Source organism: Brucella sp. NBRC 12953 (assembly GCF_040369775.1).
In the GTDB taxonomy this organism is placed as follows: Bacteria; Pseudomonadota; Alphaproteobacteria; order Rhizobiales; family Rhizobiaceae; genus Brucella; species Brucella pseudogrignonensis.
The window spans coordinates 607,201-621,940 of record NZ_BAABSV010000001.1 but is presented as its reverse complement, the minus strand read 5'-3'; the positions used below and the strand labels follow the sequence as shown (position 1 = coordinate 621,940).

Here is a 14,740-nt window from a genome sequence, read left to right as displayed (position 1 = left end):
GCAGTCGGCTATGGTTTTTGCATAGTCAGCCAATAAACGCCTTTGGGGGATCGCACATTGGGGCAGTATGTTCAACAAGCAGGTATTTAAAGAATGACGATTCTTGTAACTGGTGGTGCCGGATATATCGGTTCTCATACATGCGTACAGCTGATTGAGGCTGGCCACGACGTGGTTGTGGTCGATAATTTTGATAATAGTAATCCGGAAGCTCTCCATCGTGTGGAAAAGATCACGGGGCGCGCGCCAATTCGCGAACCTGGTGATATTCGCGACCGTACCCTGCTGGAACAGATCATTACACGTCACAAATGCACGGCTGTTATTCATTTTGCCGGGCTGAAAGCCGTAGGTGAGTCGAGCGAAAAGCCGCTGCATTACTATGATTGCAATGTGCTAGGTACGCTACGCTTGTTGCAGGCGATGGAAACTACAGGCGTCAAAACGCTGGTTTTCAGCTCTTCGGCTACGGTTTATGGCGATCCGGAAAAACTCCCCATCACCGAAGACCAGCCACTGTCCGCAACAAATCCTTATGGCCGCACGAAGCTCGTCATCGAAGATATGCTGCGCGATCTCTATAACAGCGATAACAGCTGGAAAATTGCGATCCTGCGCTATTTCAATCCAGTTGGCGCACATGAAAGCGGTCTGATTGGGGAAGATCCAAAGGGTATTCCAAACAATCTGATGCCAATCATCGCGCAGGTTGCGACGGGCCGTCGCGAGAAGCTCAACATCTGGGGCAATGATTATGATACGCCGGATGGCACAGGTGTCCGCGATTACATCCATGTTGTTGATCTTGCAGCCGGGCATCTGAAAGCGCTTAAAAAGCTTGATGAACCGAAGTGCTTTTCAGTCAATCTGGGTACAGGGCAGGGCTACAGCGTTCTTGATGTGGTCAAGGCTTTCGAGCATGTGTCAAACCGTGAGATCAAATACGAGATCGCGCCGCGCCGCCCAGGTGATATTGCCGAATGCTATGCCGATCCTGCTTTCGCGCGTGATTTTCTGGGCTGGACCGCTGAAAAAGACCTTCGTGAAATGTGTCAGGACATGTGGAACTGGCAGTCTAAAAATCCAAACGGATATGAATAAAGCGGCAGAGTAGGGCTGTTGTATTTCAGTCCTGTTCTCCCGGAAAAGTGAACCGGCTATATGCGCCACCTATCCTTAAGTATTGTACCAAAGTCTGATTGGACTATTACAACTGGAGGGATGGCTGGCCGGTTTACGGCCCGAAGTAATGAAGGACTACCGAGATAATGCGTTTTCTGCCCGATAAGTTCACTTGCATGTTGATTGCAACCATTTTGCTTGCGTCATTCCTTCCGGTGCAGGGCGATTTCGCTGAGTGGTTCGGGATTGCTACTAAAATCGCGGTTGGACTTCTGTTTTTCCTGCATGGCGCACGTTTGTCGCGTGAAGCGGTTGTTGCGGGTGTTACGCACTGGCGACTGCATTTGGCGGTCGTATGCTCGACATTCGTCTTGTTCCCGATTTTGGGACTGGCCGCAGGCTGGACAATTCCGGGACTGGCGCAATCGCCGTTCTATCTCGGCATTCTCTATCTCTGCGTTCTGCCTTCTACGGTTCAATCGTCAATCGCCTTTACCTCGATGGCAGGCGGTAATGTTTCCGCTGCCATTGTTTCGGCATCTGCATCCAACATTTTCGGTATGTTCCTGACGCCATTGCTTGTCGGCCTGCTTTTCGCAGTGAAAGGTGGCGGCGGTATTTCTGTCGATGCGCTTGAATCTATTCTGCTTCAATTGCTTGCACCGTTTGTTCTTGGGCAAATTTTGCAGCCGTGGATCGGCAATTTCATGCGTCGTCACAACAAATCGCTCGGATTTGTCGATCGGGGCTCGATCCTGATGGTTGTCTATCTGGCGTTCAGTGAAGCGATTGTCGAAGGTCTATGGCATACAGTTTCCTGGAACGATCTCGGTGTAATGATCGGCGTGAATATTCTGCTTCTGGCGATTGTCATGCTGGCGACTTGGTATGGCAGCAAGGCGCTGGGCTTTAATCACGCCGACCGTATCACGATCATGTTCTGTGGCTCCAAGAAGAGCCTTGCCAGTGGTGCGCCGATGGCCAGTGCTATATTTGCAGGCGCAAATGTCGGTAGCGTGGTGTTGCCGCTGATGCTTTTCCACCAAATCCAGCTGATGGCTTGCGCAGTGATTGCGCGTAAACTTGCCGATCATAAGCCTGCTGCAAATACGGCGACTGCAGCAGCTGAATAGAACTGGTTCTTGCTGTGATCCTCATATGAGGGTAGGAGGGCAGGCGAGTGGTTTCGCCTCGCCCTTTCCTTTTATAGAGCAGACGGCCCTAACCCAGTTATTTGCTTTCTAGTGGCTATCCGCGTTCACTAAGGGCTCAAGAAAAGGCAATTGATATGTCCAAGCAGAACGGCAAATCCGGCAAGACGGATTCATTTGATCAGGAGGCTTTGGCCGAGGCTTATAACCATGCGCTCGCGCTGGAAAAAGCCGGTGATCTGGATGCTGCTGAAAAGGCATATCAGGCCGTTCTGGAACTCGACCCGGAAGACCATGGTGGCGCTGCGGTGCGTCTTGCCAGCATGGGGCGCGGAAACGTGCCGCCAAAAGCGCCAGACGCTTATGTTGCAACGCTGTTTGATCAACACGCCGAGATGTTTGACACGATCCTTGTCGATCAGCTTGGTTACGATGTGCCATTGCAGCTGCGCGAAATGCTTCTTGAAATGGACGAAGAGTTTCAGGCTGAGCGTATGCTTGATCTTGGCTGCGGAACTGGCCTTTCTGCCGATGCGCTGGACGACATGGCAGACCACAAAACTGGCGTCGACATTTCTGAAAACATGATTGAAGTGTCGTATGAAAAAGGCGATTACGACGCGCTGTTCGTCGGAGAAGCTGTTCGCTTTCTTGAGACCACTGAAGAAGCCAATTGGGATCTGATCGTCGCGACCGACGTGCTGCCTTATATGGGGGGGCTGGATGAGTTCTTTTCAGGCGTAGCCAATCATCTGCAAGCCGGAGGCTATTTCGGCTTCTCCAGTGAAACGCAGCCTGACGAGCGTTTTGCCGGACGTGATTTCATGGTGGGTGATTATCAGCGCTTTGCCCATGCACAATCCTATGTGCGTGCGCTTTTATCTGCGCATGGCATGGAATGCATACGCTGTGAGGATATTGTCGTCCGTAGCGAGCAAGGTTCGCCAGTTCCAGGACATTTATATATCGCTCAGCGCCGATAATATCGGCGTATGCTGGCTCCAAATCATAGAGTTGCGTTCCATAATCTATCTTATGCAATCGATGTGTTCAGTTTGGTGGGTTCTAGTTTGAAGTGCGACTTGCAAATGATAACAATGAGTTATCCAATGCAAGGAACCCGTCATGGACCGCACCTATTCGCATATTGATCTGGATGAACGTCGCAGAATAGCACGCTGGCGCACTGCAAAGCTTTCCGTTGACGTTATTGCTGAGAAGCTTGGAAGGCATCGCTCGACGATTTTTCGTGAACTGAAACGCAATCAGTTTAACGATGATGAGATTAAGGATTTAAACGGCTATTACTGTACGATTGCTGACCAGAAATGCCGCGAGCGGCGTTCGAAGCAACGCAAGCTCATCCGGTATGATGAGCTCCGGCAGTCCGTGATCGATCACATCAGCGATGGATGGTCACCGCAACAGATTGCCGGGAGAATGCGACTGGAGCGGCATCCCATCTCTGTCAGTCACGAAACAATCTATCAGTTTGTGTATTCCACCGACGGTCGCAAAGAAGAGCTTTGGAAATATCTGCCGGAACGTCGTGCCCGACGCCGCCCACGTCATGCCCGGCGTCATCATGGACGCCGCTTTCCGCCTGAACTGAGCATCTTGCACCGCCCGGATATGGTTGCCAGGCGCAAGCAATTCGGTCATTGGGAGTGCGACCTCATCCAGTTTCGCAAGAGGTTCGGCAAGGCCAATGTGACGTCTCTGGTCGAGCGGGTGAGCCGCTTTACTGTGTTGCTACGTAACAATGATCGTCAGTCACGGCCGGTGATGGATGGCGTGATTAGGGTACTCCAACCCCTGCCCCAAATGGCCCGCCGATCAATCACGTTTGATCGTGGCACTGAGTTTACAGAGTGGTCGTATCTACAGAATGGAATAGGGTCGCAAATATGGTTCTGCGATCCGCAATCACCCTGGCAGAAAGGCACCGTTGAAAACACCAACAGACGCACAAGACGTTGGCTCCCCCGAGACCTTGATCCGCTCACCCTCAGTGATCGAGACCTCGCATTCATCTGTCATCGGCTCAACAATACGCCGCGCAAATGTTTGGGGTACAAAACGCCCGCAGAAGTCTTTCGGCAGAAAATCTTCGCAAACAGACATCATTTTGCGTAAACTCAAACGGCAAAAGTCGCGCTTCAGCCTGACCTCACATAGGTTGTATCCGTTTGTGCGTGCTGTGACCGACTGACGATTGCGACGCCTGCTCTCTTTTGAAGAGCCAACCGATGTTTAACGCGGCTCATAAACGAAACCGGATGAAACAGTGTTCATCCGGTTTCAGCCTAAGCTTTAGATCTTCTGCCCGACATCGATACGATTACCGTCCGGATCTTCAAACACAAAAGCCCGCAAGCCATAGTCCTTGTCCTGCAAGCCTTTTATGATCCGCATACCGCTCTGTTTGCAGATGTTGTGCAGAGCATCGACATTATCGACCAGCATATGTGCAATGTTGAAGTTTGCAGCTTTGTGATCTTTCTGCAGTGAAAGATGCAGTTCACCTTTCTCATTTCGCAAGATCATAAAGCCAACAGGATTTCCGTTTTCGAAGACTTTTTCGAAACCAAGAATTTCACCGTAAAAATGATAGGCTCGGGCCATGTCTTTGACAGGAATCATAGCCGCAATTCGTCCGAAACCGACATTCTGATTAGCGATATCGTTCATCGCATAACCTCTGTTTGCGAAGGCTCAATCTCCAGCCAGACGGTGCTTCTGAAAGAAATGCGCTTCAGTGTTTTTGTGAGAAGGACGGTGCCAACACATTTACGTTTATGCTGTTTTTATCGGGATGGGAACTGTTTCCGTTTGATTGTAATCATTTCCCTGATGCTCCATTTCAATGTAGCTGCTGATTGTCGATCTAAGACCCCAATCTAAGACCAAAGCATGCGTGTAATAGTTGTCTGCTTAGGCTATTACCTCCATGCGCCGACTCCGATCGTTAGCCTAAGCGCTTCACGTACCGGAGAGCGTTGTTTCCGGCCTAAAGCCGGTCTGCAAGGAAGGTAGATACCATGTTGGAAGCACGTATCAGGAACGCGTCTCTGCGTGATAAGATCATCACTGCGGAAGAAGCAGCAAGCCTGATCAAAGATGGCATGATTGTCGGCATGAGTGGATTTACCCGCGCTGGCGATGCGAAAGCTGTCCCACTCGCAATGGCCGCACGCGCTGCCGATGATCCATTTCAGATTACGCTGATTACCGGTGCCTCCCTTGGCCATGATGTCGATAAGCTGCTGACTGAAGCGCATGTTCTGGCGCGCCGTATGCCTTTTCAGGTGGATCGCACATTGCGTGCAGCGATCAACCGCGGCGAAGTCATGTTCATTGATCAACACCTGTCCGAGACTGTCGAACAGCTGCGCTCCAACCAGATCGGCCCTATCGATTATGCTGTGGTCGAAGCGCTGGCCATCACAGAGAATGGCGGCATTATCCCGACAACGTCGATTGGAAATTCAGCGAGCTTCGCAATTCTGGCTGAGAAGGTCATTGTCGAGGTCAACCTGAACCAGCCATTGGCGCTGGAAGGGCTTCACGACATCTATATTCCAACCAAGCGCCCTTCCCGCGATCCAATCCCGGTGACGGCCTGCGACAGCCGTGTCGGCCTGCCCTATATTCCGATCCCCCCTGAAAAGATCGCCGGCATTGTTATTACGCATGAGAACGACAGCGCCTCAACGGTCGAGCCTGCTGATGGCGAAACCGTTGCGATTGCGTCGCACCTGATCAAGTTCCTGTTGAATGAGGTCGAGGCCGGTCGTCTCGATCTGACGCTTAACCCGTTGCAAGCTGGTATTGGCACTATTGCAAATGCAGTTCTGAACGGTTTTGCCGAAAGCCCGTTCCATAATCTTCGCATGTATAGCGAAGTGCTGCAGGACAGCACCTTCGATCTGTTCGATGCGGGCAAGCTTGATTATGCGTCCGGCTCGTCGATCACACTCAGTCCTGCCTGCGGCGAGCGCGTTTTCAACAATATCGACCGTTATCGTGACAAGCTGATCCTGCGTCCGCAGGAAATCAGCAATCACCCCGAGGTCATTCGCCGTCTGGGCATTATTGGCATCAATACCGCGCTTGAGTTCGACATTTACGGCAACGTGAATTCGACCCATGTCGATGGCACCCATATGATGAACGGTATTGGCGGTTCCGGTGATTTTGCGCGCAATGCCTATATTTCGATCTTCGTGAGCAAGTCCGAAGCCAAAAACGGTGCCATATCGTCAATCGTGCCGATGGTGACGCATGTTGATCATACTGAGCACGATGTTGATATTCTGGTCACTGAACAAGGCCTCGCCGATTTGCGCGGCCTTGCGCCGCGTGAGCGTGCAAGCCTGATTATCAACAATTGCGCGCATCCGGATTACCGGGATCAGTTGAACGACTATTTTGAACGTGCCTGTGAGCGCGGAGGTCACACCCCTCACCTGCTGGAAGAAGCATTCAGCTGGCATAGCCGCCGCAAGCAGACAGGCTCGATGCTGAAGTAGTGGCTTGCTTGAAATTAGATGTATGAAACGGCGGCGGAAGCCGCCGTTTTGCTTTGCAATTAAGTGGAACCTTATTCTCATTGGAACGTTAACCGGCACATCATTTCTGCAAAGAAACGATGGAGATCGGGGACAGTCTCTGGCTTTATCGAGCCGTGCTTCCCAAGGTTTTGAAGACTGAATTCGGTGCAGCGATGGAACAGCCGCCGAGTGACACAAATAACAGCCGTTCCGGGAAGGGTCCGACTGCCTATGTCTATCCTCATTAGTCTGCTGATAACAATTCTGGTTATCTTCCTCGTTCTTTACCTTATCAACATGCTGCCGCTTGATGGGAAAGTGAAACAGATTGCCCAGATAATCGTCATTATTATCGGTATCATATCGCTTCTGAAGTACCTGGCAGTCTTCTAATCGCCCGCGATATCAAGATTTCAAAGCTGAAGGACGCCCAAAAGGCGTCCTTCAGTTGTTTTACGTTATTGATCGCCAACATCGTAAATTAGTAACGTGTTAAAAATTTCATCGAGTGTTATTTCTTTTAAAGATAGTTGTCGTAGAGCTAATCTATGAGTAATATATTTTGGCTGCACTACTTTAGATTGTGTCAATAATAGCACGCATATATAAAAAATTGCATAAGTGCAGGAACATGCCTTCAATCGCTAAAATGTTCGGCCTATAAGGCCCACGGCGATCAGGCCTGTTCACAGAGGGTTCAGAGACAGGCACCTAAAAACATCTTCATCGGGGTTTGGGGGAGTTCATCGGCATGAAGGCAGCTTTATGGAAGGCAGCGTTGATAACGTTGTCTGTTGTGCTGTTTTCCGTTGGCTCCAGTTTAGCCGTCGGATTCTTTTCCGGATCGATGCCGGGCGTTATTGCTATCAGCCTTAGCGCCGCTATCCCATTGGCCACGGCCTTCCCTTCACTTCTCTATATTTTTCTGCAGCATAGCAAACTTGGTGAAGCCTATACGCAGCTTGAAAAAGCGCATAGTGAGCTGCAGGCGCGCTCGCGCGTCGATCACATGACCGGGCTGCTCAACCGCGAAGCATTGTTTGATGCGATGAAGATCAGCCGTTCACGTATTGAAAGCGGGACGCTTCTCGTTATTGATGCCGATCACTTCAAAGCGATCAATGATACGTTTGGGCATAGCGTTGGTGATCGCGCACTCAAGCTGATTGCTTTCGCACTGCAGAATGTGACGCGTAAAGGCGATCTCGTAGGGCGTATTGGCGGCGAAGAATTCTGCGTTTTTCTTCCGGGTGCAACGGGGGAAACCGGTATTCGTGTCGCACAGAGAATACGCGCGGAAGTAGAGAACACACCTTTCCACGCTACTGAATATCAGGTATATCCGCTGACGATCAGTATCGGTGTGGCGTCTGCACCGAAGAATGAAACCAACTCGCAGGTGTTAAGCCGCGCTGATCGTTGCCTTTATATGGCCAAGCAGCGCGGTCGAAACTGCGTCGTCTTTGATGAAGAAAGCGGTCGTATTACGAGTGCGTCCGTCGTTTCGATCACCAACGGACGCGAAGTCGCGCGCGGATAATTTAGTCCCAGGTTGTGACTTCTTCTTCGGACCAGCCGACAGGCACAAATCCCATCCTCTGATAAAGCTGTAATGCACGCGGGCTATCGAGCGTGTTGGTGTGGATAGCCACTTTCTGCGGGCTATGGGACCAGGCCGTGGAAATTGCTTCATTGAGGAAGAATTTGCCCAATCCCCTGCCCTGATAGTCGGGAATCAGGCCGAAATAGAGAATTTCAGCCGTTTCAGGCAATGCAGACAAATCCAGTTCGAGAAGGCCAGCCGGGTTGCCGTCAGCGTAGAGAACGTGAATCTCGGCAGTTTCAGCGTGAATGGCTTCGGCCACTTCCGCATCGCTCTGCACGCGACGCATCATCCAGTGATGCTGGCGTCCAACCTGTTCATAGAGATAACGATAGAAATGCACCGGCATTTCGGTCGAGCGCATTATGGCAAGGCGCAGGCCGGAGGGAACCGGAACCGACAGCGCAGGACGCGCTGTCATTTCCAGATGGGTTACTCTGGCCATCATTTTTTCAGTCATGCTTAGTCTGCTTCGCCGGTCACTACAGGCGTATCCTGCCTGCTGCCCCATTCACTCCATGAGCCATCATAAAGCCGATTGTCTTCATGGCCAAGCGAGGTCAATGCCAGTGTGATAACGGCAGCGGTCACGCCGGAACCGCAGCTGGTGACGACTGGTTTATTGAGGTCTACACCGGCACTGGCGAAGATTTCGCGAAGGCTGTCGAGGCTTTTCAGCTGACCGTTTTCAGACAGGGAACCGACCGGAACGTTGCGAGCGCCCGGCATGTGGCCGGAACGCATACCTTCACGCGGTTCTGCATCGCGGCCTGTGAAACGGCCTGTGGCACGCGCATCAGCAATCTGAGAGCTGCGTCCATCCACGATTTTGCTCATTTCGGCAAAATCAACGACCTTTGACGCATTGAATGAAGGCGTGAAAAGTGTTGCGGCGATTTTCGTAACTTCATCGGTGACGGGGAAGTTTGCTGCCTTCCAACCATCAAAACCGCCATCGAGAACCAGAACGTTCTTCACGCCCATCACGCGGAACATCCACCAGACACGCGGTGCGGAAAACATGCCGGGGCCGTCATAGACCACAATGGTTTCATCCGCAGTGATGCCCATTGCACCTACATGGCGGGCAAAAAGCTCCGGTGATGGCAAAGTATGCGGGAGACCCGAATCCTTGTCTGCAATCACATCCTGATCAAAGAAGACTGCGCCCGGAATGTGCCCTGCATCATATTCATCGCGCCCATTGCGACCGGCTGCGGGCAAATACCAGGATGCATCCACGATTGCGAGACCCGGTTCGCCCAGACGAGCTTTCAGATCATCGCGGGAGATAACAAATGCGCTTTTGTCGGACATGATTGCTCCTGAACTTAAACTAATGGTGCATTGCCAAATCGAATGCGGAATCGGCGGTTTTCCTTGCCCTTCTTTTCGATTTTGCCGATGTGGATTTCACCCACTTCCTGCGTTTCAGAAACGTGTGTTCCGCCGCAAGGTTGCGAATCCACCGAACCATTTTCGCCGATAACCACTAGACGAAGCCGGCCTGCACCCACAGGTGGGCGCACGTTCTTCGACTTGACAATATCCGGATTGGCCAGAAACTCTTCGTCACTGATCCAGCGAAGCGTAACTGGATCATTGGCTTTCACCATTTCCATAAGTTTTTGCGTAACGGATTCCTTGGTGTAGCTCGCATCTGGAAGATCAAAATCGACACGGCTTTCCTCTTCACCAACCGCAGCACCGGTGATTGGAAACGGGCACGCGACAGAAAGAAGATGGCAGGCTGTATGCATACGCATCAGCTTGTAGCGGCGCTCCCAATTGATATGCAGAACCAGCTTCTCACCAATAGCAGGGAGCGCCTGCCCTTCGGCAGGCACATGGACGATTTCATTTTTGCTTTCACCGGTCACGGTTGCAGCAATTTCAATACGTGAGCCATCGGCACGCTCAAAAAAGCCGGTATCTCCCGGCTGACCGCCGGAAGTGGCATAAAAATTTGTCTGATTAAGAATAATCCCGCCGGTATCTGTCAGGGCAATGACCGAACCCTCCGCGGTTGAAAGATATGCATCTTCGCGGAACAGAGCTTCAGTCTCGTATGCCATGATTATCCCTCGTACGGTATGTGAACATCAGTTTTCGTTTCCAACCAACCCGGCACAGGCAGATCTTTGCCGCGCAGGAAAGCAGGGTTGAACAGCTTGGACTGGTAACGATTACCATAGTCGCAAAGCACGGTCACGATTGTGTGGCCCGGCCCGAGATCTTTTGCAAGGCGGATTGCACCGGCAATATTGATGCCCGAAGAACCGCCCAAGCAGAGTCCTTCCTCCTGCACCAGATCAAACAGAATATCGAGCGCATCGGCATCGCCAACACGGTAGGAAAAATCGGGTGCAAAGCCTTCGAGATTGGCCGTGATGCGCCCCTGCCCGATGCCTTCGGTGATGGAATCACCTTCTGATTTCAACTCGCCTGTCGTGTAGAAGGAATGAAGTGCTGCACCATGCGGATCAGCGAGAGCGATCTTGATATCCGCATTCTTATCCTTGAGGCCGAATGCAGTGCCTGCGAGCGTGCCACCTGAACCTACAGCCGAGACGAAACCATCGACCTTTCCACTGGTATCACGCCAGATTTCCTGCGCTGTCGTTTCAATATGTGCGATGCGATTGGCGACATTATCGAACTGATTGGCCCAGATTGCGCCGTTGGGCTCGGTTTTGGTGAGTTGCTCGGCCAGACGCTCGGAAAGACGCACATAATTGTTCGGATTGCGATAAGGCGCGGCAGGAACCTCAATCAGTTCAGCGCCAAGAAGACGCAGCGCATCCTTCTTTTCCTGGCTTTGGGTTTCCGGAATAACAATAACGGTGCGATAGCCAAGCGCCTTGGCAACAAAGGTAAGGCCGATGCCGGTGTTTCCTGCTGTACCTTCAACGATAACGCCGCCGGGCTTGAGCAGTCCGCGTTTTTCGGCATCACGGATGATGTAAAGCGCTGCGCGGTCCTTGACCGACTGTCCGGGATTGAGAAATTCGGCTTTGCCATAGATTTCGCAACCGGTGATTTCAGAAGCCTTTTTCAAGCGGATCAGTGGTGTATTGCCGATTGCATCGAGTGCCAAATTGAGCATGGCTTCCGTTCCTTCTGGTTGACAGGAAACTATGTGGAAGCACGACGTTCTTCAAGCAAGCGGGGAATAATTTTCCAACTGAAATTGCAAGCACTAACTCACCAATCCAGCTAAAACGAAAAAACCGCCCCGTTAAGGGCGGCTTTTAGAAAAAGTAGTGTTGCGATTAAGCAGCGCGTTGGCCGCCACCGCCGCCACCTGGACGACGTTTGCGATGGAATGGACGCTTTGGCTTGGCTGCGCCTTCTCCACCTGCAGGCTTTGAACCTTGGGAACCCTGGCCCGAACGATGTTCGCCAGACTTTGCCATCTTGTTTGCAGGACGGCGATGCTTCTGCGGCATGGAATGCGAACCTGGCTTGCGGTCCGAACGTGGCCGGTCTTCTGCATCATCGAACTTTGGAGCCGGTGCTGGTGCAAGCTTAACCGGAGCTTCCTTGATGGTCAGCTTGTTACGCGTAACGCGTTCAACCGCGCGCAGCTTCGAATCTTCTGTTGCTGCATCGTAAAGCGTGATCGAAGCACCGCTTGCGCCGTTACGACCAGTACGGCCAATACGGTGTACATAGGTTTCAGGCTCATCCGGCAGATCGTAGTTGACGACGTGGCTGATGCCCGGAACGTCAATACCGCGTGCAGCGATGTCGGTCGCAACCAGAATGCGCAATGTGCCATCGCGGAAGCCGTTCAGCGCGCGCTGACGAGCATTCTGCGATTTATTGCCGTGGATCGCAGCAACGTCAAAGCCATCACGTTCGAGATGACGAACGACCGCATCCGCTCCATGCTTGGTACGGGTGAAGACGATGACGGACTTCATGCCCTTGTCGCCCAGAAGTCCGGAGAGCAGACGGCGCTTTTCCTTGGTTGGAACAGGATGCACGACCTGCGTGATTTCAGCAGCTGTCGTGCCCTGTGGAGCAACTTCAATGCGAATTGGATCGCGCAGCAGACTCTGAGCGAGTGCCGCGATTTCCTTTGGCATGGTTGCCGAGAAAAGTGCTGTCTGACGGTTCTTGTGCGTGCCCTTGGCAATGCGCTTCACATCGTTGATGAAACCCATGTCGAGCATACGATCAGCTTCATCGAGAACCAGCCAGCGGGTTTCCGACAGATCGACGCAGTTTTCGCGGACCAGATCGGTCAGACGACCCGGCGTTGCAATAAGAACGTCCACACCACCTTGCATACGCTTGATCTGGCTCAGACGCGAAACGCCGCCGAGAACAAGTGCGGTGGAGATATGGGCCTGCTTGGCAACGGTGCGGATTGTTTCTTCAATCTGCACGGCCAGTTCGCGGGTTGGCGCGAGGATCAGCGCGCGTGCGGTCTTGCCCTTGCGCTTGTCACCAAGTGCGATGATTTTCTGCAGGATCGGCAGGCTGAATGCAGCGGTTTTGCCAGAGCCGGTCTGTGCGATACCCAGAATGTCGCGGCCTTCCAGCTGGTGCGGAATAGCCTGTGTCTGGATTGGCTTTGGCTCAGTCATGCCAGCAGCTTCAACGCCTTTGAGCAGCACACCGGTAACGCCAAGAGCGGCAAAGCCGCCAGTGTGTTCAATATTCTCAGTAGTCAATTTAAACTCTTTCGGCGGCACCGCAAAGTTGCGGTCCGCTTTAAAACTTCGGACAAGCGCAACTTGCCGAACGGGAATATCTTGGATGTACGACGGGACGCCGGAATACTCCGGTCGACTTGCGCTGCCGTGCCCGAAACCAGTCGGGTCTCCCCTGCTATCAGACCATTCTGACTGCAAGAGGCGAGACGCAACAAGTCCGATTCCGGGAAGACTGAAATTGTTCAGCCCATGCGCCTAAGCCGCCATATGGGGTATTATCCCCTAAAAAGCAAATGAATTTTGCCTTTAGTTCAATCAGATGATGAAATCTGCCAGCACCTGATTGTCGGTAATATCCTGATAAGCCCAGCCTGCTTCCGCAAATTTCTTTTCGAGAATTTTGAAGTTTGCAGCGTCCTTGGTTTCAATACCAATCAGCACAGAACCGAAATTGCGTGCAGATTTCTTCAAATATTCAAAGCGTGCAACGTCATCTTCCGGACCGAGCAGATCAAGGAATGAGCGCAGCGCACCGGGACGCTGCGGGAAGCGGAAGATGAAATATTTCTTGAGACCTTCATAGCGAAGCGCGCGTTCTTTAACGTCTGGCAGACGTTCAAAGTCGAAATTGCCGCCCGATACGACGATGACAATGCGCTTGCCTTTGAGTTCGCTTTTCTTAAAATCCTTGAGCGCATCAATGCCGAGCGCACCGGCAGGTTCAAGGACGACTCCCTCAATATTCAGCATCTCGACGATGGTTGAACAGACGCGATTTTCCGGAACCGTGATGACAAGATTCTTGTCGAAGCCCTTGAGAAGCTTGAAGTTCTCCTTGCCGATCTCTGCGACGGCTGCGCCATCAACAAAATTATCGACTTGGCTAAGCTTGATACGCTTGCCTGCTTCAAGGCTGCCCTTGAGGCTCGCCGCACCCTGTGGCTCGATAAAGCGATAGGCAGTCTTCCAGCCCAGCGCGGTGAAATACTGCGTCACGCCGCCCGAAAGGCCGCCACCGCCAACAGGCAGGAAGACAAAATCCGGTTTCTTGCCATCCGGCAGCTGGCGTTCGATTTCGAGTGCAACAGTCGCCTGCCCTTCGATAATGCCTGCATGGTCAAATGGCGGCACCATCACGCCTTTATTTGCCTCTGCATATTCTTGCGATGCAGCATAGCAGACATCGAAAATATCGCCGACGAGCTTGATCTCGATAAATTCCGCACCGAAAGCACGGGTCTTGTCGATTTTCTGCTGTGGCGTTGTTACAGGCATGAACACCACACCCTTGCGACCAAAGTGGCGACAGGCGAAGGCAAAACCCTGCGCGTGATTGCCAGCCGATGCGCAAACGAAGACCGCATTTTCGTCAGCAGTTTTTACCGCGCGCGAAATGAAGTTGAAGGCGCCACGTATTTTATAAGAGCGAACTGGTGTCAAATCTTCGCGCTTGAGCCAAATTTCCGCGCCGTATTTCCGTGAAAGATAGTCATTGAGCTGCAACGGCGTCTCTGGGAAGAGCGCACGCATGGCAGTTTCAGCTTGAGCTACGGCTTTAACGAAGGCGTTCATCGGTCAGCTTTCTGCATTCATAACAATATTTGCGCATGGCTACATGGCTTTGAGAGCGCAAACAAGCTTGAAACG

At 52.1% G+C, this 14,740-nt stretch carries 13 protein-coding genes and 1 pseudogene; 7 read left to right on the top strand and 7 right to left on the bottom strand.

Translation table 11 applies throughout. The features are described from left to right. The first annotated feature begins 93 nt into the window (after positions 1-93). The 4 genes from galE (at position 94) to ABWV94_RS03015 (ending at position 4,409) form a co-directional block, all read left to right on the top strand. Positions 94-1,101 (top strand): UDP-glucose 4-epimerase GalE, encoded by a 1,008-nt coding sequence (gene galE, locus ABWV94_RS03030; RefSeq protein ID WP_007875034.1) that lies wholly within the window; start codon positions 94-96, stop codon positions 1,099-1,101. A gap of 167 nt (positions 1,102-1,268) precedes the next feature. Next, positions 1,269-2,255 (top strand): bile acid:sodium symporter family protein, encoded by a 987-nt coding sequence (locus ABWV94_RS03025; RefSeq protein ID WP_112808802.1) that lies wholly within the window; start codon positions 1,269-1,271, stop codon positions 2,253-2,255. A gap of 155 nt (positions 2,256-2,410) precedes the next feature. Then, the gene (locus ABWV94_RS03020) at positions 2,411-3,256 is read left to right on the top strand and encodes a class I SAM-dependent methyltransferase (protein WP_113498857.1); all 846 of its coding nucleotides are present in this window, start codon (positions 2,411-2,413) and stop codon (positions 3,254-3,256) included. 142 nt (positions 3,257-3,398) lie between these two features. After that, positions 3,399-4,409: an IS30 family transposase gene (locus ABWV94_RS03015; RefSeq protein WP_113498855.1), complete on the top strand. Its 1,011-nt coding sequence runs from the start codon at positions 3,399-3,401 to the stop codon at positions 4,407-4,409. 177 nt (positions 4,410-4,586) lie between these two features. On the opposite strand, the gene ABWV94_RS03010 is transcribed toward ABWV94_RS03015, so the two are convergent. After that, a complete protein-coding gene (locus ABWV94_RS03010) occupies positions 4,587-4,964 on the bottom strand; it encodes a glyoxalase superfamily protein (protein ID WP_113498853.1) in 378 nt (125 codons plus the stop codon). Positions 4,965-5,314: 350 nt separating this feature from the next. Here ABWV94_RS03010 and scpC point away from each other — a divergent pair, with 350 nt between their 5' ends. From scpC to ABWV94_RS02995, 3 genes are all read left to right on the top strand, one after another. Next, entirely contained in the window at positions 5,315-6,805 is a 1,491-nt protein-coding gene (gene scpC, locus ABWV94_RS03005) for a succinyl-CoA:acetate CoA-transferase ScpC (RefSeq protein WP_007875015.1), read from the top strand. A gap of 252 nt (positions 6,806-7,057) precedes the next feature. After that, positions 7,058-7,219 carry a Thivi_2564 family membrane protein gene (locus tag ABWV94_RS03000; RefSeq protein WP_007875014.1) on the top strand — a complete coding sequence of 54 codons (162 nt, stop codon included), beginning with the start codon at positions 7,058-7,060 and terminating at the stop codon, positions 7,217-7,219. A 358-nt stretch (positions 7,220-7,577) separates the two neighbouring features. After that, the gene (locus tag ABWV94_RS02995; protein WP_007875013.1) at positions 7,578-8,366 is read left to right on the top strand and encodes a GGDEF domain-containing protein; all 789 of its coding nucleotides are present in this window, start codon (positions 7,578-7,580) and stop codon (positions 8,364-8,366) included. 1 nt (position 8,367) lies between these two features. Here the strand turns inward: ABWV94_RS02995 and ABWV94_RS02990 are convergent, their stop codons facing one another. The 6 genes and pseudogenes from ABWV94_RS02990 to ilvA all read right to left on the bottom strand — a co-directional run bounded on the left by ABWV94_RS02990 (position 8,368) and on the right by ilvA (position 14,665). Further along, a complete protein-coding gene (locus ABWV94_RS02990; protein ID WP_112804760.1) occupies positions 8,368-8,889 on the bottom strand; it encodes a GNAT family N-acetyltransferase in 522 nt (173 codons plus the stop codon). Positions 8,890-8,891: 2 nt separating this feature from the next. Beyond that, a complete protein-coding gene (sseA, locus tag ABWV94_RS02985; protein ID WP_113498851.1) occupies positions 8,892-9,746 on the bottom strand; it encodes a 3-mercaptopyruvate sulfurtransferase in 855 nt (284 codons plus the stop codon). Between the two features lie 14 nt (positions 9,747-9,760). Further along, complete coding sequence (locus ABWV94_RS02980; protein WP_113498849.1) at positions 9,761-10,504, bottom strand: alanyl-tRNA editing protein; 744 nt, start codon at positions 10,502-10,504, stop codon at positions 9,761-9,763. Between the two features lie 2 nt (positions 10,505-10,506). Beyond that, positions 10,507-11,535 carry a cysteine synthase A gene (locus tag ABWV94_RS02975; RefSeq protein WP_113498847.1) on the bottom strand — a complete coding sequence of 343 codons (1,029 nt, stop codon included), beginning with the start codon at positions 11,533-11,535 and terminating at the stop codon, positions 10,507-10,509. Between the two features lie 166 nt (positions 11,536-11,701). After that, positions 11,702-13,339: pseudogene (locus ABWV94_RS02970) on the bottom strand (DEAD/DEAH box helicase). A gap of 69 nt (positions 13,340-13,408) precedes the next feature. After that, a complete protein-coding gene (gene ilvA / locus ABWV94_RS02965; RefSeq protein WP_113498845.1) occupies positions 13,409-14,665 on the bottom strand; it encodes a threonine ammonia-lyase IlvA in 1,257 nt (418 codons plus the stop codon). Between the last annotated feature and the right edge of the window lie 75 nt (positions 14,666-14,740).